25 protein-coding genes are annotated in these 24428 nt (G+C 62.1%); 11 read left to right on the forward strand and 14 right to left on the reverse strand.

The window, feature by feature from the left end; translation table 11 throughout:
- Positions 1–27: 27 nt before the first annotated feature.
- The 3 genes from CQ015_RS08610 to CQ015_RS08620 form a co-directional block, all read right to left on the reverse strand.
- The gene (locus tag CQ015_RS08610) at positions 28–810 is read right to left on the reverse strand and encodes an HNH endonuclease family protein (RefSeq protein ID WP_258133572.1); all 783 of its coding nucleotides are present in this window, start codon (positions 808–810) and stop codon (positions 28–30) included.
- 288 nt (positions 811–1098) lie between these two features.
- Complete coding sequence (locus CQ015_RS08615; RefSeq protein ID WP_105649878.1) at positions 1099–2871, reverse strand: lipase family protein; 1773 nt, start codon at positions 2869–2871, stop codon at positions 1099–1101.
- Between the two features lie 72 nt (positions 2872–2943).
- Complete coding sequence (locus CQ015_RS08620) at positions 2944–4044, reverse strand: siderophore-interacting protein (protein ID WP_105553518.1); 1101 nt, start codon at positions 4042–4044, stop codon at positions 2944–2946.
- Between the two features lie 289 nt (positions 4045–4333).
- On the opposite strand from CQ015_RS08620, the gene CQ015_RS08625 reads away from it, so the two are divergent.
- Positions 4334–5116 (forward strand): type 1 glutamine amidotransferase domain-containing protein, encoded by a 783-nt coding sequence (locus CQ015_RS08625; protein WP_105649879.1) that lies wholly within the window; start codon positions 4334–4336, stop codon positions 5114–5116.
- A 114-nt stretch (positions 5117–5230) separates the two neighbouring features.
- On the opposite strand, the gene purL is transcribed toward CQ015_RS08625, so the two are convergent.
- Genes purL through purS form a run of 3 tightly spaced genes read right to left on the reverse strand, consistent with a single transcriptional unit; the run spans position 5231 to position 8546 of the window.
- Positions 5231–7546, reverse strand: a complete 2316-nt coding sequence (gene purL / locus CQ015_RS08630) for a phosphoribosylformylglycinamidine synthase subunit PurL (RefSeq protein WP_105649880.1) — start codon at positions 7544–7546, stop codon at positions 5231–5233.
- Positions 7543–8295 (reverse strand): phosphoribosylformylglycinamidine synthase subunit PurQ, encoded by a 753-nt coding sequence (purQ, locus tag CQ015_RS08635; protein ID WP_105553515.1) that lies wholly within the window; start codon positions 8293–8295, stop codon positions 7543–7545. Before purQ ends, purL begins: the two co-directional genes overlap by 4 nt.
- On the reverse strand, positions 8295–8546 hold the full coding sequence (purS, locus tag CQ015_RS08640; RefSeq protein WP_096285640.1) for a phosphoribosylformylglycinamidine synthase subunit PurS: 252 nt from the start codon (positions 8544–8546) through the stop codon (positions 8295–8297). Before purS ends, purQ begins: the two co-directional genes overlap by 1 nt.
- A gap of 219 nt (positions 8547–8765) precedes the next feature.
- On the opposite strand from purS, the gene CQ015_RS08645 reads away from it, so the two are divergent.
- Positions 8766–9176 carry a YchJ family protein gene (locus tag CQ015_RS08645; RefSeq protein ID WP_105649881.1) on the forward strand — a complete coding sequence of 137 codons (411 nt, stop codon included), beginning with the start codon at positions 8766–8768 and terminating at the stop codon, positions 9174–9176.
- A gap of 14 nt (positions 9177–9190) precedes the next feature.
- Here CQ015_RS08645 and CQ015_RS18940 read toward each other — a convergent pair whose 3' ends face one another.
- Positions 9191–9850, reverse strand: a complete 660-nt coding sequence (locus CQ015_RS18940; protein ID WP_258138125.1) for an ankyrin repeat domain-containing protein — start codon at positions 9848–9850, stop codon at positions 9191–9193.
- Between CQ015_RS18940 and CQ015_RS18945 the strand changes: the two genes are divergently transcribed.
- Both CQ015_RS18945 and rlmC read left to right on the forward strand, forming a co-directional pair.
- The gene (locus CQ015_RS18945; RefSeq protein ID WP_181148442.1) at positions 9771–10124 is read left to right on the forward strand and encodes a hypothetical protein; all 354 of its coding nucleotides are present in this window, start codon (positions 9771–9773) and stop codon (positions 10122–10124) included. The two genes, CQ015_RS18940 and CQ015_RS18945, sit on opposite strands and share 80 nt — an antisense overlap.
- A 200-nt stretch (positions 10125–10324) precedes the next feature.
- The gene (gene rlmC / locus CQ015_RS08655) at positions 10325–11455 is read left to right on the forward strand and encodes a 23S rRNA (uracil(747)-C(5))-methyltransferase RlmC (protein WP_105569754.1); all 1131 of its coding nucleotides are present in this window, start codon (positions 10325–10327) and stop codon (positions 11453–11455) included.
- Between the two features lie 64 nt (positions 11456–11519).
- On the opposite strand, the gene CQ015_RS08660 is transcribed toward rlmC, so the two are convergent.
- The 3 genes from CQ015_RS08660 to CQ015_RS08670 all read right to left on the reverse strand — a co-directional run bounded on the left by CQ015_RS08660 (position 11520) and on the right by CQ015_RS08670 (position 14553).
- Positions 11520–13103, reverse strand: a complete 1584-nt coding sequence (locus tag CQ015_RS08660) for a sodium:proton antiporter (RefSeq protein ID WP_105649882.1) — start codon at positions 13101–13103, stop codon at positions 11520–11522.
- Positions 13104–13164: 61 nt separating this feature from the next.
- Positions 13165–13620, reverse strand: coding sequence for a hypothetical protein (locus CQ015_RS08665; protein ID WP_105649883.1), 456 nt, complete (start codon positions 13618–13620; stop codon positions 13165–13167).
- Between the two features lie 33 nt (positions 13621–13653).
- The gene (locus CQ015_RS08670) at positions 13654–14553 is read right to left on the reverse strand and encodes a 3-methyladenine DNA glycosylase (protein ID WP_105649884.1); all 900 of its coding nucleotides are present in this window, start codon (positions 14551–14553) and stop codon (positions 13654–13656) included.
- A gap of 77 nt (positions 14554–14630) precedes the next feature.
- Here CQ015_RS08670 and CQ015_RS08675 point away from each other — a divergent pair, with 77 nt between their 5' ends.
- On the forward strand, positions 14631–15185 hold the full coding sequence (locus CQ015_RS08675; protein ID WP_105649885.1) for a DUF664 domain-containing protein: 555 nt from the start codon (positions 14631–14633) through the stop codon (positions 15183–15185).
- Positions 15186–15563: 378 nt separating this feature from the next.
- On the opposite strand, the gene CQ015_RS08680 is transcribed toward CQ015_RS08675, so the two are convergent.
- The gene (locus tag CQ015_RS08680; protein ID WP_105649886.1) at positions 15564–16145 is read right to left on the reverse strand and encodes a recombinase family protein; all 582 of its coding nucleotides are present in this window, start codon (positions 16143–16145) and stop codon (positions 15564–15566) included.
- 502 nt (positions 16146–16647) lie between these two features.
- Entirely contained in the window at positions 16648–17037 is a 390-nt protein-coding gene (locus CQ015_RS08685; RefSeq protein WP_105649887.1) for a heavy metal-responsive transcriptional regulator, read from the reverse strand.
- 473 nt (positions 17038–17510) lie between these two features.
- Between CQ015_RS08685 and CQ015_RS08695 the strand changes: the two genes are divergently transcribed.
- From CQ015_RS08695 to CQ015_RS08715, 5 genes are all read left to right on the forward strand, one after another.
- Positions 17511–18476: a cytochrome c biogenesis CcdA family protein gene (locus CQ015_RS08695; protein ID WP_105649889.1), complete on the forward strand. Its 966-nt coding sequence runs from the start codon at positions 17511–17513 to the stop codon at positions 18474–18476.
- Positions 18473–19021: a TlpA disulfide reductase family protein gene (locus CQ015_RS08700; RefSeq protein WP_105649890.1), complete on the forward strand. Its 549-nt coding sequence runs from the start codon at positions 18473–18475 to the stop codon at positions 19019–19021. The genes CQ015_RS08695 and CQ015_RS08700 overlap by 4 nt, the downstream gene beginning before the upstream one ends.
- Positions 19022–19137: 116 nt before the next feature.
- On the forward strand, positions 19138–20580 hold the full coding sequence (gene merA / locus CQ015_RS08705; RefSeq protein ID WP_105649891.1) for a mercury(II) reductase: 1443 nt from the start codon (positions 19138–19140) through the stop codon (positions 20578–20580).
- A 43-nt stretch (positions 20581–20623) separates the two neighbouring features.
- Complete coding sequence (gene merB, locus CQ015_RS08710; protein ID WP_105649892.1) at positions 20624–21289, forward strand: organomercurial lyase MerB; 666 nt, start codon at positions 20624–20626, stop codon at positions 21287–21289.
- A gap of 93 nt (positions 21290–21382) precedes the next feature.
- Positions 21383–22747 (forward strand): NAD(P)/FAD-dependent oxidoreductase, encoded by a 1365-nt coding sequence (locus CQ015_RS08715; RefSeq protein ID WP_105649893.1) that lies wholly within the window; start codon positions 21383–21385, stop codon positions 22745–22747.
- Between the two features lie 228 nt (positions 22748–22975).
- Here the strand turns inward: CQ015_RS08715 and CQ015_RS08720 are convergent, their stop codons facing one another.
- The gene (locus CQ015_RS08720; RefSeq protein WP_308727281.1) at positions 22976–23512 is read right to left on the reverse strand and encodes a DUF3105 domain-containing protein; all 537 of its coding nucleotides are present in this window, start codon (positions 23510–23512) and stop codon (positions 22976–22978) included.
- Between the two features lie 33 nt (positions 23513–23545).
- Positions 23546–23707 carry a hypothetical protein gene (locus CQ015_RS18950; protein ID WP_181150381.1) on the reverse strand — a complete coding sequence of 54 codons (162 nt, stop codon included), beginning with the start codon at positions 23705–23707 and terminating at the stop codon, positions 23546–23548.
- 371 nt (positions 23708–24078) lie between these two features.
- Between CQ015_RS18950 and CQ015_RS08730 the strand changes: the two genes are divergently transcribed.
- The gene (locus tag CQ015_RS08730) at positions 24079–24390 is read left to right on the forward strand and encodes a hypothetical protein (RefSeq protein ID WP_105649896.1); all 312 of its coding nucleotides are present in this window, start codon (positions 24079–24081) and stop codon (positions 24388–24390) included.
- Positions 24391–24428 lie beyond the last annotated feature (38 nt).

Below are 24428 nucleotides of genomic sequence, written 5' to 3' on the forward strand. Positions count from 1 at the left end.
TATGAGGGAGAGGCGATTGTCTGAGTTTTACAGGCATGACCTGAGGGTTTTGGCAATTGCAGTGTGTTCTGCCGGGGTCATCCACGCGCCGTATTTTGCCTTCACCTGAGTCTGGCGTGAAACGTAAGCACAGCGGAAGCTCTTGTTTGGTGGAAGCCAGGTAGCCGCATCCTTGTCACCTTTGGAGGCATTTGCCGACCCATCCGAGGCAAGAAGGTTCAACGGGTCATTGGCGAATTCGAGCCGAGTCTGTGCATCCCATTTCTGTGCGCCCTTTTGCCACGCATCAGACAACGCGACTACGTGGTCGATCTGAACTTCGGAGCTGGTTCCTTGCCCGCGCCGGAACTCGATGGTTTCTCCCGTATACGGATCATGGAAGATGCCGCTGAGCACCACGCAGTCGACCCGTGCCCGCTTGAAGACCACGTCTTCCAGATCGCGGGCCAAGATATCGTTGCGCGCATCGCAGCCGTTGCGGTCTGGGTCCTTCCAGCCTTTGCCGAATTGATCACGTGCATAACCGGTTTTTGGCGCTCGCCCCTTGCTCTCGATCTGTTCAAGCAGGGTGAGGGAATTCGCGAACTCATCTTTATCGCCCAGCGTGGTTGTCGGTTGGGCGGTGGCCTCGGGGACCAGCTCTGAAAGCTCCAATGATCCAAGCGAAGCGCAAGCACTCAAGCCAAGGGTGGCGGCTACCAGCGTGATGGAAATAATTCGTCGCGATAAGCGCATGCCCGGGGAATTCTCCTGCTTCGATAGGACCTTGGTGGATTCGTCTTCCGCCTGTAGAACTCTATTCGTTGCCACCGACAAGAGGAGTTGTTCACCTGCGTGTTCAAATGTGAGATGATTCGAGCCGCGATCGTGGGGGAGCAGCAATAGAGAACTCCTGATCTGACGCGCCTTGTCTAGAATCGGCCAGGCCACGGTCAGTGGAATGCTTCACGGCATTGGGAGCAGGACAGACCGAGGATGACGACCGTCACGCCGCTGCCCCAATCGGCAATTTGGCTCTGCCGTCGAGCTCCACAGCAGACTTCAGAGTTGGAGAAACGGATCGTTCTTGATTAAGCAGCGAGAGGCCCGAATTGCCCGTCACGGTCCGGAACTTCGCCCGGTGGCTAGTTGGCGGGTGCAGTTTCCACGTTCTTGTTCCCCCGCCAGCAATTCCTTGGTCCATTGCACGAGATCATGATTCAACGGTGAATTTTCTCCGACGAGCCCCAGATGATCTAGGCCGTCATATTCGCGGTAGAGCAGATCGCTTCCAGCTGCGCACGCGTCGACGCGCCACGCGCGTTGCATGGAGGGGAGCACCAGCGAATCGGCAGTTCCCTGTGAGACAAAAGTTGGTACAGAAGTCACTTGTGGCGCCGAGTTCTCTCGCAGTAGATCGCCGATGGGTCCAGCCAAGGCTTCTTCGCCGATGACCGCGTCGAATAGTTGAGAGCTGGTGGCCAGCGCGGTGAGTACGTCTTTGCCGGAGAAGCACAACTGTGAAATGTGCTCGACGGCGGAGCGGACCGATGAGTTCTGTTGCGCGGAGATCTCCAATTGGGGGTAGATCTTCTCCCAGGCGGAGGCAATATAGCTGGTGACGATCTTTCCCGAAGCCTCGTCCTTGATTCCTGTCGCAAGTCGAGTCAGATCCGTTGCCGGAGCCATCCCGGCAGTACCGAGCACTTCCAGTTCAGGAGCATATCTCTTGGCACGAGCCGCACCGAAAAGGGCCGCATGACCGCCTTGCGAATGCCCCCAAAGCACTGTTTGCTGGCTTAGATTCACCTCGGGAAGCTCGCCCGCCGCACGGGTCGCGTCCAAGACCGCGTAGGCCTCGGAATCGCCGACCAAATAGGGGTGTGGGCCTTTGGTCCCTAGGCCGACGTAGTCGGTTGCGACTACCGCCCAACCAGACTTCAGGATCTCATTGCGTGCAACGCCGGGTCCATCTTCGTAGGGGGCCTCTGACTGCGACAGCCCGCAGCGGGGAATCAGGCCCTTGGTGCCGTTGGCCCAAGAAATGACCGGATGCCTGGCATCAGGGTTTCGGAGCGGAACGGTGACCACTGCCGAAGCTATGGCGGGACGGTTATCGGCAAGCGTGGTTGTATAAAGGATGCGCCAGGCCTGCGTATCGCTCGGCCTCTCTCCTTCGAGCACTGCCGAACGGATCAGCCGGCCGGGTTCGTCGGGAACCGAGCTTGGTGGCAGGTAGAACTGGTCCGCAACCGCCTGTCCGTTGCTGGAATAGAGCCATGCGGTGGCAGCGCCGGCGGCAAGCAGGAGCACGAGGCAACCGGCGATGGCAAGGGTGAGTCCCTTCTGCCCCAGCCGGGAGAGCCACCGGGGGATCTTGGGAAGCCGGTGTGCAAAAGTTTCGTAAATATTGTGCAGTCCCAAGAGGACCAGCCAGGCGCCAAAGGCTACGCCGAGTACCCACAGCGACAGCCTAGGCCAGAAGATAACCAGCACCGAACCAAATAAGCCAACCACTACGGTCAGCACCCCACGCACCGAGGGCTTGCGCTCGCCTTGAACTACCGGGAGCGCTCTGAGCAGTCCGCCGGCGAAGAGCGCAAGCGAGACGAGCAAAGCGAGCATCGGCAGGGATGCGGAGCGCCAGATGAGCAGGGCGATACCAGCGAGGATCAGCACAACTGGGCCAGAGAGATGTGCCGCTCGCCGGCTGCTTGCCTGCCACGCGGCTGGCAGACGCAATAGGCCGGTGAGAATCAACCCCGAGCAGAGCAACAGGACGATGAGAGATACCGAAGCTGCGGAGTTGGTTGCCAGCGCGAGCCCGATAATGACCAATAGCAACCCGCCGACGGCACCGAGCAGTCGCCGGGTGCGGGGGAGCTGAGCCATTAGTTGATCCTCGGTTCACTTCGAAAAGATACCGCTCCCTACGATATCGCTCGCTGACCTGAGGCGCTAACGCTAGCGCCTCAGCGTCCAGTAGGAAGAAACGTGGACGTACTTCTTATTCAGACCCCATTGAGCGGTGATATTCGAGATGGCTTTCGCGGTGGATCGCTCGGCGTGTGCCATCACGCTTGTCCCGGGGCCGGGCTGTCCCAGCGCTAGAAGCGCCGGGGGAAGCAGATCGCTGGTTCCGGGGCGAAGACCGTCCCGGTGCAACCAGCGTAGCTCGATCCCGGCCGGATGCTCGATTTCAAATTCGCTCGCGGCCCCGGCCACTTCCAACAGCGCAATTCCTTGGGCATCCGCACGCAGCATACTCAACGCCACGGAAACGGCCGGAATTCCCGCCTCATCGGCTGCGAACAGATAGTTCCCGGCCTTCGAGCTCGGCGTGAATTTGCCACGTGGGTCCGATATTACCAGTGGGTCGCCCGGCAGTACCTTGGCGGCCCACGAGCCACCGTAACCACGGTCTCCATGCACTACGAAGTCAATGGCCAGCTCTTCTGCCGACCGGTCGACCCAGCGGATGGTGTAGGAACGTGAGCGTGGAACCTGCTCGCGGGGCAGTCGATGGCGCAACGCCTTCAAATCGTAGGGGGCGGTGAGCCCCAGCTCGCGATCGGCAAAGTACACCTTGACGTACTGATCCGCCTTGCCGTTCGGACGGAACCCGGCGAGTCGATCGGCTCCGGCGATCACCCGGATCATTTCCGGACTCAAATGCTCCACGCGTTTAACCGCCAGCACGTGTTGGCCCATGCCGTGGTTCAGAGGAGCTGGCTCGGTGAGTTCGAGGCGGCCCTTCTTGTGCTCGGAGATCTCGCCGGGATTTTTGATCTGCCTGCCCTGGACGCTCTTGCCCAACACGCGTCGTGCGGCGGCCAATGCCGCCGCAGCTCCGGCGCGTTCGGCGGCCTGGAGCAGTTCGTCGGTCTGTTGCTCGGAAAGCTCGAACCCTTCATGCTGCGCGTTCTTCAGTTCCTTCTTGGCAATCTTGTAGCCGAGTTTTCCGCCCGCCCTTTCGGCACGATTGACCGCCTGCAGGATGAAGTGCTCCGATGCGGACACGACCAGTTGCGGAGCGTGCTTGCTGTATCTGTGATGCTTTGACACGACCTGTGCTCCCGACTCTTGCGCCCGCTGGAAATGTTCTTGATCCGAGTGTGCGCTGTCTAGAGGGAGCAAACAAGCCCCACAGGGAAGGCAAGGCAAGGTTCCGCAACAACTCCCGGTGGCCTTGTCTTTCGAATGCGCCAATTTCGCTCCGGGAGGACGGAGTTCAAGGGCAAAAATTCTTCACCCGCCAAAGGCAATTCCTGAGATTTAACCGAGAGCTATCTGGAATAGGTAGCCAGATGAAGAGCTCCTGCCTAGGCTGGGGATCGGGTGAAAGGAGCACGTCATGAAGAAAATCCTCATGGTACTAACCAGTGTTTCCGAGATCGGCGACACGGGAGAAAAAACCGGATACAACGTGGCCGAGGCCGCGCATCCATGGAAAGTATTCAAGGACTCCGGGCATTTCGTAGACTTTGCCTCGATCAAGGGCGGACAGCCACCCCAGGACACGGTGGACACCGATGACCCAATCCAAGTGGCATTCACGCAGAATGAGGCTACGCGGGCGGGCCTTTACAACACCGCCAGGGTCCAGGTCGTGGACCCCGAACAATATGATGGCGTCTACCTGGTCGGTGGCCACGGAACCATGTGGGACTTCCCTGAAAATGAAGGGCTGCAGAAACTTGTAGCCAGCGTCTACGATGCAGGGGGACTGGTCGGTGCGGTTTGCCACGGTTCTGCCGGACTGCTCGACGTCGAATTAAAAAATGGATTGCGCCTCATCGAAGGGAGAACCGTCGCGGCATTCACCAACGAAGAAGAGGTCGCCGTCGGCAAGGACAAGGTCGTCCCGTTCCTCCTCGCCGACAGGCTGGTTGAACAAGGCGCCACCCACGAGGCGGCTGAAAACTTCGAAGAAAAGGTTGTCGTCGACGATCGTCTGGTCACCGGCCAGAATCCGGCGTCCGCAGCTGGTGTCGCCAAGGAGATGGAGAAGCTTTTCGCTCAAGTGATTCAGCAGGAGAAAGCCGCCGAGCAGCATGACGCCGAAGACCTTCGTGCCCAGCATGATGCCAAGAAGTCGGCATCGCGCAGGGAACACGATGAGCACAAGCACCACTAAAACCGCTGGATCCCGAGCCGGGGAACACCTCGAATCGGCATGAATACGGCGAACGGCCCGTCTCCTCACCGAGGAAACGGGCCGTTGGCCGTATTGGGCTATTAGCGCGGAGGCTTAGCCGAAGTACTTCTCCATGGTGCCTTCGTGCGCGGCACGCAGGTCCTCGACGGACACGGTGAATTCACCCTGTACCTCCAAGGCCCTCGATTCCGCATCGACGATGCCCAGGCGAGCCACGGTCACACCGCGGGCGCTGGTCATGTCGTTGAAGCGAACCTCTTCGCTGCGCGGAACCGCAACCAGTGCGCGGGACTGCGACTCGGAGAACAGCGCGGTGAACGAATCGACACCGTCACGCTTCTTGATGTCGTCCAGGGCCACACGGGCACCGACACCGTAGCGCAGGACCATTTCCGACAGCGCGGCCGCAAGGCCGCCCTCGGAGAGGTCATGCGCCGCGTCGACCATGCCGTCGCGGCTGGCGTTGATCAGGATCGCGCCGAGTTCCTTCTCAACCTCCAGGTCCAGCTTCGGCGGCAAGCCGCCGAGGTGTCCGCGCAGGTTGGCGAATTCGGAACCGTCCAGCTCGTCGAAGGTCTCGCCGATCAGGTAGATCGCCTGGCCGTCGGCCTCTTCGCGCCAGCCCGATGGGGTGCGGCGTGCCACGTCATCCAGTTTGCCCAGGGTCGCAACGACCGGGGTCGGGTGGATCGCGGTGGTGCCGGTCTGGTTGTACAGCGAGACGTTGCCGCCGGTCACCGGGACGCCGAGCACCTTGCAGGCGTCGGACAGTCCGCGGATGCCTTCGGCCAGCTGCCACATGACATCCGGATCCTCGGGGGAGCCGTAGTTCAGGCAGTCCGAGACCGCCGCAGGGATCGCGCCGGAGGTGGCGACGTTGCGGTAGGACTCGGCCAGCGCCAGCTGGGCACCCAGGTAAGGGTCCAGGTAGGTGTAGCGGCCGTTGGCATCGGTAGCGATGGCTACGCCAAGCCCGGTTTCCTCATCGATACGGACCACGCCTGCATCATCCGGGGAAGCCAGGGCGGTGTTGCCACCGACGTAGCGGTCGTACTGGCGGGTGATCCAGGACTTGTCGCACATATTCGGGCTGGCGATCAGCTCGAGCACCGCAGCCTTCAGCTCTTCACCGGCAGCCGGAAGGTTCGCCCCGGCCTCCGACGCCTTGAAGGTATCTGCCTGCAGGGCGTCCTGCCAGCTTGGGCGAGCATACGGACGGTCATAGACCGGGCCGTCGTGGGCGACGGTCTTCGGATCCACGTCCACGATGACTTCGCCATCCCAGGTGATGATCAGGCGGTTGGTGTCGGTGACCTCGCCGAGCCAGGAGTACTCCACGGAGTACTTGGCCATGACGGCTTCGAAAGCCGCGACGTTCTCCGGGGTGACCACGGCCATCATGCGTTCCTGGGACTCCGACATCAGGATTTCGCCCGGGGTCAGGGTCGGGTCGCGCAGCAGCACATCGGTCAGCTCGACACGCATGCCGCCCTCGCCGTTGGAGGCGAGCTCGGAAGTGGCGCAGGAGATGCCGGCGGCACCCAGGTCCTGGATGCCCTCGACCAGGGAGGCCTTGAACAGGTCCAGGCAGCACTCGATGAGCACCTTCTCGGCGAAGGGGTCACCGACCTGCACGGCCGGGCGCTTGGAAGGCTTGGTGTCGTCGAAGGACTCGGAAGCCAGCACCGAGGCGCCGCCGATTCCGTCGCCGCCGGTGCGCGCGCCGAAGAGCACCACCTTGTTGCCCACGCCCGAGGCGTTGGCCAGGCGCAGGTCTTCGTGGCGCAGCGCGCCGACTGCCAGCGCGTTGACCAGCGGGTTGCCCTGGTAGATCGGGTCGAAGACGGTTTCGCCGCCGATGTTCGGCAGGCCCAGCGAGTTGCCGTAGCTGCCGATGCCGGAGACCACGCCGTGCACCACGCGCTGGCTGTCGGGGTGGTCGATCGCGCCGAAGCGCAATGGGTCCATCACGGCGATCGGGCGGGCGCCCATGGAGATGATGTCGCGCACGATGCCGCCGATGCCGGTGGCCGCACCCTGGTGCGGTTCGACGAAGGAGGGGGAGTTGTGCGATTCGATCTTGAAGGTCACGGCCCAGCCGTCGCCCAGGTCGGTGACGCCGGCGTTTTCGCCGATGCCGACCATCAGGTCCTTCTTCATCTCCTCGGTGACCTTGTCGCCGAATTGGCGCAGGTGGTTCTTGGTGGACTTGTACGAGCAGTGCTCGGACCACATCACCGAGTACATGGCCAATTCGGCCGCGGTCGGGCGGCGGCCCAGGATCTTGATGATCTCCGCGAACTCGTTGTCCTTCAGGCCCAGCTCGGCCCACGGCAGTTCCACATTCGGGGTACCGGCCGCGTTATCGACGGTGTCGATATTGAATTCCTTGGTCACTTCCTGGCTCACTTCTTGCCTCCAACGAGGTGGGTCAAAACACTGGTGAAGAACGTCAGACCGTCGGTGCCGCGGTGATCCGGACCGAAACCGGCCTCGATGGCGTGCTCCGGGTGAGGCATGAGGCCCACCACGTTGCCCGCCGCATTGGAGATGCCGGCGATCGAACGGCGCGAGCCGTTCGGGTTCCAGCCCACGTAGCTGAACGCCACGCGGTTCTCGGCCTCGAGCATGTCCAGGGTCTTCTCGTCGGCCACGTACTGGCCGTCCTGGTTCTTCAGCACGATGGTGATCTCCTGGCCGGCTTCGTAGCCGTTGGTCCAGGCGGTCTGGTTGTTCTCCACGCGCAGCAGCTGATCGCGGCAGAGGAACTTCAGGTGGTCGTTCTTGATCATCGAACCGGGCAGCAGGTGCGACTCGGTGAGGATCTGGAAACCGTTGCAAATGCCCAGCACGGGCAGCTTGGCTTCGGAGTTCGCGGCATCGACGATCTTGGACATCATCGGTGCGAAACGGGAGATCGCGCCGGCGCGCAGGTAGTCGCCGTAGGAGAAGCCGCCGGGGATCACCACGGCGTCAACATCCTGCAGCTCGGTGTCGGCGTGCCACAGGGACACCGCTTCGGCACCGGCTGCGCGCACCGCACGCGCGGCGTCGCGGTCATCGAGGGTGCCCGGGAAGGTCACCACGCCAATGCGCGCTCCAGAAAGTTCGGAAGTTGGCGTCGAGTAGTCGCCAATCAAGGGAAGTTCTGTGCTCATTAGTCTTCGACTACCTCGACGTTGACAACGTCCTCGATGACCGGGTTCGACAGCAGGGTCTCCGCCGCTTCGCGCGCCTGGGCGAGGATTTCTTCGGTCACCTCGCCATTGACGGTGAGTTCAAAGCGCTTGCCCTGGCGGACAGCTTCGAAGGAGGTGAAGCCTAGGCGGGGAAGTGCTCCCGCGATGGCCTTGCCCTGAGGGTCAAGGATTTCTGGCTTGAGCATGACATCTACAACGATGCGGGGCATCCGGCATATCTCCTGTTGGCGAGGTTAAGTTAAATGCCACACGGAGTTGCCGTCTCACACCAGGGGGATTTGGCGCTCCGCGAGCTTGCTTTACAAGTCTACCGGGTATGTGACGCGCAAAACGCAGGGGTGTGTGCAACTACCGCTTTAGCGGCGATTAAGACGTGTGATATTCGGCTCGTGGGCTGGGTCACCGGAGCGTGCAAGTAAGCTGGATACGTGCAAAACTCCAAGGAAACCCGCTGTCCCTGCCGTGAATTGGACGCAGAGCAGCGCAGCTACGCGCAATGCTGCCAGCCCTTTCATGACGGACGGACCGACCGGTCAGCGCTGCCCGACACCGCAGAAGAGCTGATGCGCTCGCGCTATAGCGCCTTTGCCTTGGGACTGCGCCGGTATTTGCTTGAGACCTGGCATGAGACCACCCGGCCCAAGGAACTGGAGCTGGACGCCCAAATGCGCTGGTTGGGCCTGGTCATCATTGCAACCCGTGCAGGAGGCGCCACCGCGACGCGTGGAGTCGTGGAATTCGAGGCGCACTACAGCCTCGGGCAGGGCCGGGACAGCCAGCGCGAGGTCAGCTCGTTCGTGCGGGAAGACGGCGCCTGGTTCTACGTCGATGCCCTGTAGCGGAACTCGCCGCGCTATTTGCTGGAGTTGCGCAGGGCCGAAAGCATCTGCGGCTGGTTGCGCTTCTCGGCAAGTTCGAAGGCGTTGGATCCGGAAGGGTCGGTCAGGTGCGGATTAGCCCCGGCGGCCAAGAGCAGGCGGGCTATGGACAGCGAATTATTCGAGCCCTGGCCCAAGGAGATGGTCACATGCAGTGCGCTCCAGCCAAGATCATTGACCTTGTCCAGCGGGATATCGTGCTGCAGCAGGACACGAACCGATTCCACCTGTCCGGCTTCGCTGGCCACGAACAAGGCGGTGCTGCCCAGCCGATCGACGCTGTTTACGTCGGCGCCGTGGGCCAGTGCGGAACGCAGCACGTCTTCGAGGCCAAAGGCGCTGGCTCGCAGAAATGGTGATTCCTGGGACTTGTTTTTTGCGTTAGGACTCGCCCCATCGGCCAGCAGCAGCTTGGCGACCTGATGATTGCGGTCCAGTACCGCGCGCATCAGCGGAGTGTTCCCCCGTGCGTCTTTGGCTTCCAGCTCGGCGCCGTCTTTCAAGGCTTTACGCACCGAGTCGACATCGCCTTCGGCAACCGCCGCAAATAGAGCGGTGGTTGAGGTCGAATGGATCGGTCCGCTTTGGGTCAACGGCTTGATGCTGGCAGATCCAGAGGAAGCTGCACTCGACAAGGGGGCAACGCTTCCTTGGGAAGCGGCGGGGTTCGACGTCGACTTGGCGCTCGCGCTCGTGGCGGGTTTGGTTGCCAGGCCGGTGCTGGAACTGGTGGCGGCAGATGGCTTGCTCTGCGCGCTGGAGGGAGCAGCAGCAGGACTTTGCACCGGCAAATTTGTCGGGCTATTGGAAGAGGTGGCCGACGGGACGGGGGCCGCTTGGGGGACTGAAGAAGCGCAACTGCTGCAAGCTCCAAGTACGGCGGCCAAGGGGAGCGCTAGCAATGCGTAGCCACGTCGTTGCGTGGAATGCCCGTGTCGAAGTGCCATCTTTCCTTTCAATGATCCGCGGTTTTCCGGTAGCGGTGATGTTCCTGCCGAATGTCGATCTGCTAGTGAGCATATCGGGGAAAGCTGAAAATTTGCGGTCAATAACCGTCGAAATCTCTTTGCGCCCCAGGCTCAGGCTTCTTCGCTAAAATTGGAGGCACCATGGAATGCCTTTACTTCTCCGCCGGACGTTGCCGTTCATGCACCCAAATGACGGTGCCGTACGTTGACCAGCTCCAGGCCAAAGCCGACCACTGCGCCACCGCGCTCGCGCAGTTCCCCGACCTGCAATTCTTGCCGCCGCAGGCCAGCTCCGAATCGGGCTTCCGCAACAAGGCGAAAATGGTGATCTCCGGAACTACCGAGAATCCGACCATCGGAATCCTCGACGCCGACGGCCACGGCGTAGACCTGCGCAACTGCGGGGTTTGCGCTCCCGAACTGCGCGCGCTGTTCCCGGTGATCGAGCGCTTCATCAAGGAACTGAAACTCATCCCCTATGACGTGCCCAAGGGCAAGGGACAGCTCAAGCACGTCATCCTCACTCTTTCGGACACCGGAGCGGTCATGGTGCGCTGGGTGCTGCGCACCAAGAAGCACTTCGTGGCCCTTCGCGATTCCCTGCCTCAATTCCTCGAGCTGCTCCCGCGCCACAGCGTGGTTTCGGTGAACTTCCTGCCCGAGCACAAGGCCGTCTTGGAGGGTGAAGAAGAAATCATCCTCACCCGCCGCACCACCTTGGAATTCGGCCTGAATGGCGTGCCGATGCACCTGCGCCCGCAGGGGTTCTTCCAGACGAACACCGAGATTGCCGCCGCGCTGTACCGCCAGGCGCGCCAGTGGATTACCGATGCGAATCCTGCCAGCCTCTGGGACCTGTACAGCGGGGTGGGCGGCTTCGCGCTGCACTGCGCCGAAGGCGGGCGTCGGGTGCAGGGAATCGAAACCAGCACCGAGGCGGTGGCCGCGGCGCAGGTCGCGGTGGAGGAGATGGGCTTGGAGAACACAACGTTCACCGCCATGGACGCCACCGAATTCGCGTTATCCGCCGAGCAGGCGCCGGAAGCGGTCATCGTCAATCCGCCGCGTCGGGGCATTTCGGCCGAGTTGGCGCAGTGGCTCAACGATTCGACGGTGCAGCATGTGGTGTACTCCAGCTGCAATTCGGTTTCGCTGGCCCGGGACCTCGCGAGGCTGGACAAATTCACCGCGAAGCAGGCCCGGGTGATGGACATGTTCCCGCAGACCAATCACTACGAGGTGATCGTTCGTCTCGAACGCGCCGCAGGCTAAACGCGTATAGATGCGCAATAGGGTGGCCGGAACCATTAGCAGGTTCCGGCCACCCTATTGCTTGCTAGCGGTCCAAGGTGGCCGTGCGCATATCGAGGCGCTGCATGATCTGGTCAACCATATGCGGGTCAACCCCGGGTTCGCGCCGGGCACGGAGCAACTCGTCGCGGGCCGCCGCCAGCGCCGTGGACTGAATCGCATCGGCCTTGGTGATCACCGCGCGCAACTGGGTGTATTTTTCATCGGTGATCGCGTCATGCGTATCCGGATCGGTCAGCAAGATGTTGTGCAGGTCGTGCATGCGTCGGGTGACCACGTGGCGGTAGTTCTCCGGCAACTGCTGCAGCTCAAGATTCTGTTTCAGGGTCTGCACCGCAACTTCTTCGGCCCGGCGAGCGAGCGCGCGGCGGGCCTTTTTGGTGGCCTGGTCATTGCCTCGCAGCTTGAGCGCCCGCATCAGCATCGGCAGCGTCAGCCCCGGGACCACGAGGGTGGCGAGCAGTACGGAGCAGGCGGCAACCACCACGAAGTTTCTTCCCTCGATGGGGGTACCTTCCGCGGTGAACTTCGGCAGAGCCAAGGCGAGCGCAAGGGTGGCCAGCCCGCGCATGCCGCACCAGGTGAGCACCAGAGAATCCTTGGCCGCGGAGACCTTCTCCATCCCGCGCCGGGCATTTGGCAGATAGTAGGTGCCGAACATCCAGAGCGTCCGAACCAGGATCACTACGACACAGATGGCAAGGATGCCGGGAATGAACCCGAGCAGGTTGCTGCCCTCTTCCTGGATGACCGAGTTCATCTCCAGGCCCATGAGGCCAAAGGCCAGACCGGTGGCCAGCATTTCGAGCACTTCCCAGAAGGCGTGCCGGGTCAAGCGTTCTTGCGAGTCCTGCGGACGGTCGCGGCGGCCCAGCTCCAGGGCCAGCACCACGACCGCGACCACGCCGGAGGCATGGACTTCCTCGGCCAGCATGTAGACGGCGTAGGGTGCCACCAAGGTTGCCGCGCAGCGCGCCGCCAGATTAGGCACGAACCGGTTCAGCCAACCAACAATCCAGGCCATGGCGATGCCCACGATGATGGCCACCGCCGCACCGATCAAGAATTTCGGAATGAGATCCAAGCCGACCTCGGTGCCGTTCAGCGTGGCGGTGACCGCAAGCTGGAAGAGCACGATGGCCATCGCGTCATTGAACAGCCCCTCGGTCTCCAGCAGGGAGGTGAGCCTCCGCGGCATTTTCACCTTCGTCGCAATCGCGTCCACCGCTACCGGGTCCGGTGGGGCGACGATGGCACCGAGGGCGATCGCCAAGGGAACCGACAGGAAGGGTGCGAAGGCCAGCGAGGTTGCCGCCACTGCGCCGGCGGTTACCACGATCAGCACGACCGCGAGGCGGATCAGCGCTTTCCAGCGCAGCCGGAACACCGACCAGGAGCTGCGCTGCGCGGTGGCAAAGAGCAGCGGCGGCAGGAAGATGGGCAGGATCAACGCTGGATCGATATGCAGTTCAGGCATGAACGGGAGGAAGCCGGCCAAGGTGGCAAGAATGAGCATCAGGATTGGATAGGGGAGCTTGATGCGCTCACCCAGCCCGACAATCAAAATAGTGGCGAACAGCAGCGCGATGATCAGCAGGAAGAACTCCATAGTCTTCCTATTCTAGTCGCTGGAGCTATCCGTGGCGGCATCTAGAGGAGGATATAACGGGTTATTTCATGCCCTCGCCCAGCAGCGGGGCCAATGCATCCCATTCGCTAATCGCGCAGCCATTGTGGCGGTCGAAGCTCGTATCGACTTGTTTCCCACCTAATTTTCCGCTGATCCTTGCCGTCGCGGGCCCGCCATAGATCTCAGTGCAGCTTTGCTGCGGCGAGCGTTGCGGGGTGAGCACTTCGGGATTCTTGGCCAATAACGCACAGGCGGCATTCGACTCGGGCAGCGTACTGGAATCAGCGGCCTGGGCGCCGCGGCAGGATAGATGGTATTCGCTGTCGACGGATTTCCCCTCGAAGCTGATGCTGATCTTGAGGTCTGCGTCAGCGCCAACGGGTGAGGTGCCCGCGGTGGGAGCCGAACTGGCGCAACCAGCGAGCAGCAGACCGGCCAGTAGCGGAGCTACAAAAACCAGGCCCGTGCGCGCCTTCCGATTCTTCAGTCGTCCCATGAACCAATTGTGCTTCCCTTTTAGTTCAACACGCTAGCGTTCCGAGGCAATTGGCAGGCTGAGCACCACCTGCAATAGTTCCATCCGCAGCTTCTCCGCCCGCAGGGCGAACTCCTTTTGCAGACGCACATAGTGCGCCTTGCCCTCCGGAGTCTCGATTCGGATCGGCTCTTGGCCCCAATCCCCAAGGTCATAGGGCGAAGCTTGCATGTCCATGGTGCGGATATCCCACGCCAGTTCAAAGCAGTCCATGACCAGATCGCTGGGAACTGCCGGGCTCAACTTATAGGCCCATTTATACAGGTCCATATTTCCATGCAGGCAGCCCGGCTGTTCGAGGTCGCGTTGCGTCTCACGGGTTGGCTGCAGTTCGTTGAGCGGCACCGCCTCCGGAGTGTAGAAACGGAAGGCATCAAAATGCGTGCAACGGATCTTATGGTTTTCCACGACCTCGTCCGTGCCCGTCGCGCCAAGGCGAAGCGGCAAGTATTCGTGGCGTATCCCGTTGGCCTCGGACTTGTAGGCCATCGCCCATTCATGCAATCCGAAGCAGGAGAAATTGGCCGGCTTCTGTGCGGTATTGCGCAGCAGGATGCGGGCGAATTCGATCACTTTGGCCCGTGACTGGGAGAACTTCTCAAGATCGAGTTCTGCCCCCGGCCCTGCAGGGGTTTCCACGCTGCGGTAGAACTTCCAATCTTCTCGTTCGTGGGCCTGCTCGCCGAGCAGCACCACGCCGGCACCCGGGTGCCAACGGTAGAGCTGGCCTGGCTTCTGCGTGTAATAGGTGAAGAGGAAATCTTCGATGGGATGTTTGGCCCCGGTCATCCTGCGCTGCACAAAAGGTTCGCCAAAGGCCCGCGCGCGGACCTCATGCGCGGCGGCATGCGGCATCCAGTGCGGGGCTTCCAAAGCTGTGGCGGTTAGGGGCATACTTCTAATTATTCAATTCATGGGCCGGCGAAACCAGTTTGGTACGCCAACTCACACATCCTGCACAGGAGAACACCATGGAAAATTTCCCTCCCTGGGAGCCGCCAATGGACGGCACCGAGGAAGCGCACCTGCTCGGCATGCTCGACCGGTTGCGCACCACCTTCAGATATAAGGCCGACGGACTGGACATCGAGCAACTTGCGGAGAAGCTGCCGAGCAGCGAGCTGAGCATCGGTGGACTGCTGCAGCATCTGGCGGTAGTCGAAGACGAAAACTTTGCCTACTTGATCGCCCGCGGACGCCCGGAGATCGTGCTTGAATTCACCGCTGAGGGGCGCGACCAGTTCGCGGTGAACGCCGAAGAGAACCCGGAAGCGCTTTATGCGCGCTATGACAAAGTAGTGCTTAGAAGCAGGGAGGTTCAGGCTCAGGTAGTTGCCGCGGGTGGGCTCGATGCGCCTTCAGCTTTGGAGTACGAGGGAAAACACGCGAGCGTACGACGATTAATCTGCGATGTGATCGAAGAATACGGCCGGCATACCGGTCACGCGGATCTGCTGCGCGAGGCGATCGACGGACGGGTGGGCGAAGACCCTCCCTTTGAATACCGTCCACCTTGGTACGCGTGATTTTAGGTTTCGGCTAAGCACGCTTGAATGGCGAGGTAGCTTGAATGAAAAGTGGACAGTGCCGAATCGGGATTGCTTTTTTGGATCGTCCAGCTGCTTTCTAAGCGCATCTAGCAAGTCGTTGGGCATCAGCTTAAATATGTCTCGTAACGGAGGTCATTTACGTGATTCCTTGGGGCTGTGTACAAGACATAGTTGCAAGAATTGAAAGTGCTGAAGACTCGCGGTTTATCAATCGAGTGTGACTGTTAACCGAGAATGGCGGTTTTTTCACAGCTCGGTTTGGCGGTTTTCGCACCGTTGGCCTGGTGGATTTAATCGCTCCGCGGCATTCCGTGATCGCTTGGTCTCGCCTTCAGGGAGGATAATGCGATGCGGTTAGTCCTTGAGTGCTCGCGACCGTCTATAGAACGTTGCTCGGGACATTCCGAGATCGCGGGCAACCTGCGCGGCGGGGTCGCCGCCTTCAACCAAGCGGACAGCGCTTCTAATCTGACTGTCAGTAAGTCGGCGGGGTCGGCCGCCAAGGTCCTTTCCAGCTTCGCGCCGTTTGCTGATGGAATCGGTAACGCGTTCGCGCTTGATCTCGTGTTCCATTTGCGCGAGAGCGGCCATGATCGTGAACAACATCGAGCCCAGGGGTGTCGCGGTGTCGACGTCGCCGCCGCCGAGGTTCAGTACGCGTAGGCCCGCGCCTCTACCGCGGAGTTCGTCGGCGAGGGCAAGCATGTTCTGTGTGGATCTTCCAAGCCGGTCCAGTGTCGTGATGACGAGGGTGTCGCCGTCGATCAGCGCGTCGAGTGCCCGATCGAACTGGGGTCGTGATGCTCGCGCCCCAGACACACCGTGATCAACGTAGAGGTCATCGCGGCGGACGCCGGCGGCCATAAGATCCACCTGCTGCCGGTCGGTGGACTGCTGCCGCGTCGAAACACGTGCGTAGCCGATCAGTTTCGTCATAGGCTGCTCCGACGTGTCTCGTAACTAACGGTGAATACACCGATTCAATCAGAAGCTTTCGAGACATAGTTACGAGACTCGCCAGCCGTGCACGAACTCGTTCGATTCCACGAAAATTAGGGCCCTGCCGGTCGTCGAGGTCGTTCAGTCGATGAGACGCCTCATATCCCAAGGGTTGTGAGACGTTGTATGCACTTCCGGTACATCGACCGGCACTACCAATGTGAGCTTCCGAAGTCGTCTGCACGGAATGTTCGAACCGCACTTGGCCAGCGTGTGGTCATGGAGTCGTCGACTCAGGATCGCTTCCCAGGTCTGAGGGCGACCCATAGCGCGCACCGCCGGCAAATGTAGGCAGGTTCTGTACCCAGGGGGTGGAGCTTCTTCCGATGCATTGTGCGCCCGCAGCAGGAGCATTGGCGGACAGTGTCAGAACCCAGAAGTTCTATTTTCATGCCGTCTTCGTTCTTTCCGGGATTGGGCTCCAGTGCGTGAGGTTGGCTCAGATGTAGCTGCAGATTTGTTCCGCGTCACAGCACTCCGGGTCGGCTGCCTCGGCGGTTGAGTATTGTTCGGCCACGGTTGCCCGCAGTGCGGTGAGCTCTGCGATTTTCCGGTCCAGGTCTGTAAGTTGTTTTCCCAGGACGTCCCGTACGTGGGTGCAAGGCGTCAGGCCGTTATCGCGGATCCGCATAATGCCTTGGATCTGCTGCAAGGTCAGCCCCGCTATCTGGCTGCGTTGGATGAATTCAAGGCGACTGAGGGTCTCGTGTCCGTAGTCACGATAGCCGTTGGCCGAACGTTCAGCCGGCGGGAGCAGGCCCCGGTCCTCATAGAACCTGATCGTCTTGGCTGTCATGCCGACAGCGGCAGCGGCTTCACCGATTCGCATTTCGGGTCCTCTTCTCGTTCCGAAAACGCAGCTAACCCTTCCATTGTACTGGAAGGTTTTGCATCGGCATCGCAAACAATTAGGGCCCGTTGTCGGCTTGACCTTCCCCCATGGTGGAAGGTCAATGATGGTTTGAGACCGAATACCAGCGTCCCGCTTCTTGCCAGGTATCCCCGCGAGGGCGGGCAAGAAAACCGGACAGAGAAAGGGATGATCATGTCAGTAAAGGCGAAGGGCCGGGAGCGTCCGGGCCTGGTGCTTGCGGCGGGGGCTTTGCTGTCCTCCCTTGGTGCTGTGACGGCTCTCCTGGTGTGCTGTTGGGTGCCCGTTTTGGCAGGTGCAGCCGGTTTTCTGACTGCAGCCGGGCCGATGGCCGGCAACATTTGGATCATTGCCGCTGGAGCCCTTGCCACGGCGGTCCTGCTTATGCGCCCGCCCGGTACGCCTGCAGCTAACGGAGCGGGGTCAAAGGCATGACAGGCGTTTTAGGTCTTGCCTTTCTGACCGGGATGCTTGCCACAGTCAATCCGTGCGGGTTCGCGATGCTGCCGACCTATCTGGCGTACTTCATCGGTTCCGGACCCGGCGCGGGACGGAAGCGGCCGCTGCTTGCAGGTCTTCGGGCCGGGGTTGCCCTCAGCGCCGGTTTCGCTGCTGTCTTTGTTACGGCCGGCCTGCTCGCCGCTGTGGGTCTGCGGTCGGTGGCGTCGGCGCTGCCCTGGGCCGCGGCGCTGATCGGAGCAGTCATTGTGGCCGCCGGCCTTGGCATGGTGTTCGGATGGCAACTGCCCGGGACGAGGTTGAACCTGCCCCGGATTCTGAAGAGGGACGGAACCGGTTCGGGGTTAAGGGCGGTCTTTGGCTACGGGGTCGCGTATGCGGTGGCCGCACTCTCCTGCAGCCTGGCCCTGCTGCTGGCTGTCGTCGCCCAGGCCGTGTCCACCGGAAGCCTGGCCGGGCTGCTGGCGGTCTTCGCCGCCTACGCCCTGGGCTCCTCGGTGGTGCTGGTTCTTCTGTCCCTCGGTGCAGCGGTAGCGCGGAACGCCATGGCACGCCACGTCCGAAAGCTGCTGCCCTTTGTTAACCGTCTCGGCGGAGCCGCGCTTGTCCTTGCGGGCATCTACCTGCTGCTCTACTGGGTGCCCGCACTGTCCGGCGGGCAGGCCGGGGGGATCATGAGCGGGGCAGTCACCGCAGCCAGCGCAGCGCTGTCCGGGTTCATCTCGGGCAACTGGCCGATCATCACCTTCACCGCGGTGGCCGCTGTCCTCGCCGCCGTGGCCCTGTCCCTGCGGCGCCGCAGCAAAAGCAAGGCAGAGGACAACAGCAGGCCCGCGGACGGGACTGAGAGAAGGGAGAACACCGAAGCGTGCTGCAACCCCGCACCCCACCTCCCCGAGACCGCGCCAGGGCGCAACAACGAGCAAGGAAACCCATGACAAAGACCAGAAACCACCGGCGGATCTTCACCATTACTGCCGTCATAGCCGCCGCGGCGCTCATCCTGATTCTGGCCATCACGGCACTGAACCGCGGGAGCGAAACTAATCCAGCCACCGGGTCCGCTGGTGGAAACACTGTGGACAGGATCGAGGTCACGTCCGTGGACGGCAAAGCCCTCACCGTCCCCTCCACCCGCCCGACAGTGCTGTTCTTCATGGCGAGCTGGTGCTATACCTGCGTTCCACAGGCAGAAGCGATGAAGGAACTGGAACAGGAGTATGCCGGTAAGGCAGACTTCGTCGCCGTGGACGTGACGCCGGAGAACACCCAAACCGAGGTGGACCAGTTCCGTGAACTGGCCGGAAATCCCGGATACCCCTTCGTTGTGGACCGGACCGGGGAGCTCACCCAAAAGTACGCGGTCACATCCCTGGACAGCACCGTCGTCGTCGCACCCGACGGAGACATTCTGGGCCGGGCTGACTCCCGGCCCATGAAGGCCGATGCCCTGAAGGCATTTCTTGCCACAACACTTCCCTAGCACGCCTAACTCTTTACTCCGGGTCTTGACCTTCCTGTGCAGGGGAAGGTGCAGACTGGGGACAGTACCCACCAGAAGAACACCACGGGGTGTTCATCAAACTCCATGGAGGACCAATGCCTGAGGCAGCACCGGATTTTGATTTGGCCGTGATCGGTTCCGGTGGCGGTGCCTTCGCCGCCGCCATCCGGGCCACCAACCTGGGCAAGCGGGTGGTCATGATCGAACGTTCCACGGTGGGCGGGACCTGCGTGAACACCGGGTGTGTTCCGTCCAAGGCGCTGCTGGCCGCCGCCGAGGCCCGTCATGTCGCGTTGGACGGGACTGGAAGGTTCCCCGGGATCAGCACCTCGGCCGCCCCGGTGGACATGGGTGCACTCATTGACGGGAAACGCTCCCTGGTTGAGGGCATGCGCTCGGATAAGTACGTGGATCTGGCCGCAGACTACGGATGGGATCTGCGTCAGGGAACCGCGGTGTTCGCCGGCACCCCGGAGGAACCGGTCCTGGAAATCACCGGGGCTGACGGCGCCCGCGATTCCCTGACTGCTGCCCATTACCTGATTGCGACCGGTTCGGCCCCGTGGGCACCGCCGGTGCCGGGACTGGATGAGGTCAATTACCTGACCTCATCCACGGCCATGGAACTGGACGAGGTGCCCGAGTCCCTGATCGTCTTCGGCGGCGGGTACGTGGCGCTGGAACAGGCGCAGCTTTTCGCCCGGCTGGGATCGAAAGTGACGATGCTGGTCCGTTCCCGGCTGGCCTCGCAGGAGGAACCGGAAGCGGCCCGGGCCCTGATGGGCGTCTTCGCCGATGAGGGTATCCGCGTGGTCCGCCGCGCGGCCGTGACGTCGGTCCTGGCGGATTCGGGCAGTGCAGAGATCGTTGTGACTGCAACGGTGGCTGGGGGCCAGGAGGAATACCGTGCCGCGAAGCTGCTGGTGGCCACCGGACGCCGCGCCGTTACTGACGGGTTGAACCTGGACGCCGTCGGCGTTAAAACCGGCGACGCCGGCCAGATCCTGGTCGAAAATACGTTGGCCAGCTCCAACCCAAGGATCTGGGCAGCAGGGGATGTTACCGGGCACCGGGAATTCGTCTACGTCGCCTCCGCCCACGGAACCCTCATGGTGGAGAACGCCTTCAACAACGCCGGCCGCGAGGTCGACTACCGGCACCTGCCCCGGGTGACGTTCACCAGCCCGGCCCTGGCCGCGGTGGGCATGACCGACAAGGAAGCCACCCAAGCTGGCATCCGGTGTGAATGCCGGGTCCTGCCCCTGGAATACGTTCCACGGGCACTGGTGAACCGGGACACCCGTGGGTTCATCAAAATCGTCGCCGACAACAGCACCGGCCGCATCGTCGGGATCACCGCCGTCGGCAAGGAAGCCGGAGACCTAGCCGCTGCCGGGGTGTACATCCTCGAGGCAGGGATGACCGTGGACCAGGTCGCGAACCTTTGGTCCCCGTATCTGACGATGGCCGAAGGGATCAAAATCGCCGCGCAGTCCTTCACCACCGACGTCTCCAAACTCTCCTGCTGCGCCTCCTGACCACGGCAGCTCCCAGCTCAGTCCCCATCTGAAGGAAACAACGATGACGAACAACGTCAGCCAAATCACCGGCCGCCTCGCCTCCTCCGAAACCGGCATGCAGTCCTGGCTGTGGCTGCCGTTGCTGAAACTCCTCGCACTGGGCGACCCTGTGGACGCAGCGGATCTTGCCGCCGCCACGGGCCGCCCCGTCGAGGACGTCCGGACCGCCCTTGAGGGAATGCCCGACGTCGAGTACGACGGATCAGGCCGAATCGTCGGCATGGGATTGACCCAGCGCCCGACCCGGCACCGCTTCGAAGTGGACGGCGAACAGCTCTACACCTGGTGCGCGCTGGATACCCTGATCTTCCCCACCCTTCTGGGCACCTCCGCACGGATCGAATCCGCCTACGATGCCGCCAGTACCCCCGTGCGCATGCGCGCCGGCAGTTCCGGCGTCACCGGTGTTGAGCCGGCCACCGCGGTGGTGTCCCTGATCAATCCGGAAGACATCAGTTCTGTCCGTTCCGCCTTCTGCAACCAGGTCCATTTCTTCGCCTCAGCCGAAGAAGCCGGACCCTGGCTCAAGGACCACCCGGAGGGCACCGTGATCCCCGTGGAGGAGGCCTACGGGCTCGCCGCGTCCATGGCCGGAAAAATGCTCGCCGAAACCGACGCGCAGGATTCCGGAAAACCGCGGAACACAGCTCTCAGCTGCACCTGCTGACCATGCCACCCCCCTCGGGTACACCACAGTGCGTGCCGAAAGACGTTTGACGAGAAGAACCGGAAAAATCAAGCCAATCTGAAGGAGATCAGCGTGAACGAACATTTCGATGTTGCCGTACTTGGCATGGGGCCCGGCGGGGAGGTCGCCGCGGACCGCCTGCTCAAAGCTGGGAAGAAAGTCGTCATCTTCGAACGTGAATTGATTGGTGGGGAGTGCGCCTATTGGGCCTGCATCCCGTCCAAGACGGTACTGCGCCCGCCGGAAGCGCGCACGGAGGTAGAAAAAGCCGCCGGTGTCAGCGGCGCCGAACTGGACTGGGAAGAAACGGCCAAATACCGGGACTACATGATCCGGAACCTGGACGACAAAGCCCAAGTGGACGGTTATGCGAAGCACGGGGCCGAGGTAGTCAAGGAAGAGGCACGGCTGACCGGGCCGGGCCGGATCCGCGCCGGAGACCGGGACATCACCGCAGAGCACCTCATCATCGCCACCGGGTCCGACGCGGTGATACCTCCCCTGGAGGGCATCGATGAGATCACAACATGGACCAACCGGGAGACCTACACCGCCCCGACCCTGCCCAAGCGGGCGGTGATCATCGGCGGCAGCGCGGTCGGGGTTGAAACCGCCACGTTCCTGGCACGCTTCGGCGTCCAAGTCACCCTTATCCACCGAGGACAGCGGCTGATCGACAGGGAGGATCCCCGCGTTGGGGAATTGGCCCACACATACCTTCAGGAAACCGGTGTCGAAGTCCGCCTCGGCGCAAGCGCTGGCAGCGCCAGGCGCGAGGGTGCAGACAGCATCATCCGTCTCGAAAAAGCAGACGGCGGAGACGGCGGGGAAGTCGCAGCCGACGTCGTGATCTTCGGCACTGGCCGAAAGCCACGCACCAAAGGCCTGGGCTTTGAACATTCCGGAATCAGCTTGGGGGACCGCGGTGAAGTGCTGGTCGATGAGCACTGCCGCGCCGCGGAGAACACCTGGGCCATCGGGGACGTCACAGGCATCATGCCGTTCACCCATGTGGCCAAATATCAGGGAAGAATCGCTGCCGACGCCATTCTCGGCCAGCCCCGCGCCGCCACCTATGACGGCATACCACGGGTGGTGTTCGCCGACCCGGAAATCGCCGCAGCCGGCCTCACTGCCCGCCAGGCACAACGACGCGGGCTCCGGGTTGCTTCAGCCGAACTGGATCTTGCCAACGCCATCGCCCGGCCCTGGACCTATGAAAAAGATCCGCGCGGACACCTGGGCCTGCTGGCCGACGCCGACCGGAAAATCCTCATCGGTGCCTGGGCAGTCGGGCCGATGGCCGGTGAATGGATCCATCAGGCCTCCCTGGCGATCCGGGCGCAGATACCCGTCGATACCCTCCTGGACCAGGTAGCACAATTCCCCACCTACCACGAGGCCTACCACGCTGCACTGGAAAAACTAGACCTCTGACTTCCCACCCCGCCGACGCTGTGGACGCGCCGTGCATGGGAGTCACGGCTTGGCCGGGAGATATAAACAGCGGGCCTTGCTGCCGTGGGTATCAGGTGCGGGTTTGCCGCCACGGCAATAGGGGACCTTGCAGGCCCGGCATTCGAGGTGGACCCAGCAGAGTATGAATCCCTGAGGAGCCTAGGTTTCCTGCCGAGTAGAACAAGGCGATGACTTCCACTTTCGGGTTTAGGAGACTTTTCCAGGACCATCAAGTCCGCCGTTGCACGGGGCACCTGGTTCGGGGGCGGTTTGTGCCTTTCGATACTTGGCGATGAAGTTGGAGAGGCGGAGATCGTCAGGGCTGTCCAGCTGGACTTGTGCTCCCCAAGCCGAGACGACAATGGCGGAGGGCAACCCCTTGTAGGGGGAGAGGATGGCGTAGGTCCCGGGGACAGCTTTGCGCAGGGCTGTGACTTGGTCTGCCGCGACCCGGTCGGGGTCGTAGGTGATCCAGACAGAGCCGTGCTCGAGTGAATGGATGGCATTTTCATTAGGTACCGGCTCGCTATATACCCCGCAGTTGAGCAACACTGCGGAGTGGTCTCCTCCCACCGGAGGTGTCTGGTCGTAGGTGACGGGACCGGTGACGTGGTTGGACGTGAGTCCGGGGAAGCTCCTTAGGCCTTCTATCTCCGCCGTCGCTGACCCCTTCGGGGTTGTACCTGCGATCGCGAGGATGACCAGGGAGATGATCACAGCAACGGCTGCGACCCCGGCGCCCACAATGATGGCACGGCGTTTGCGGCTGGCATTTCCCTACGCGCGTTTGACCTCGGCAAGCTTCGCGGCTGTCGTGGCTGCCCGTTGCTGTTTGGCGGTACGTTCTTCAGCCGCCGCCGGCGGGGACTTGGGATTGCGCAGGCGTTTTGCTCCGCTGTCGGGAGTGTTTGCATGGTCAGGGGTGCCGGGGCTTGGCATTCGTGTGCGTTCCTTTGCTGCTGTGTCCTGGGCGGTGGCATGCCTGCTTCTGCGGGCCGGTATGGAGTGTGGTGGTCATGCCGGCGCTTGAGGAGGCGGTGCTAAGGATGGCTGAGAGCGCGCAGGCGAGGACCAGGATAATCCCGGCGCGGTTGGTCAGCGGCGAAAGGGCCCTGCAGTCCACGCCGCTGCCACCGTTTCGGCAGTCCTCTTCCGGAACGTCACCTTCATTCCCGCCCGGAAACAGTCTTTGATGGATTCCCTCATCAGTATTGACCTTCCACCATGGGGGAAGGTCAATACTGGCCTTACGAGCGTGACAGGAAATCGCCCGCTCCGGCCCCTGCGGCGGAGCGTTGAAAGGAAGCACCATGTCAACTACTTCCAAGGGCCGGAGCAGCCGGACAGGGCTGGCCGTCGGCGGCTTTGTGCTGCTACATGTGCTGTGCTGCGGGCTGCCGCTGCTGATCGCAGCCGGAGCTTTGGGTACGGCCGGCTCATTCCTAGGCAATCCGTGGATCATCCTTGCCGCTGTGGCATTGGCTGCGGCCGTACTGCTTTGGGCGCTCCGGCGCCGCCGGCCGAACACGTCGGGTGATAAGGAAAACTGCTGCGCTCCCGTCGCCTCATCCGGCGAGGATCGCAATGCAGGAAGGACCACACAGCCCACCGGCGGCCGGTGATCGATAGTCATCCTGAGCGGAAGGCCTGGGACACGGCA

The organism is Arthrobacter sp. MYb221, assembly GCF_002979835.1.
Taxonomy (GTDB): Bacteria; Actinomycetota; Actinomycetes; order Actinomycetales; family Micrococcaceae; genus Glutamicibacter.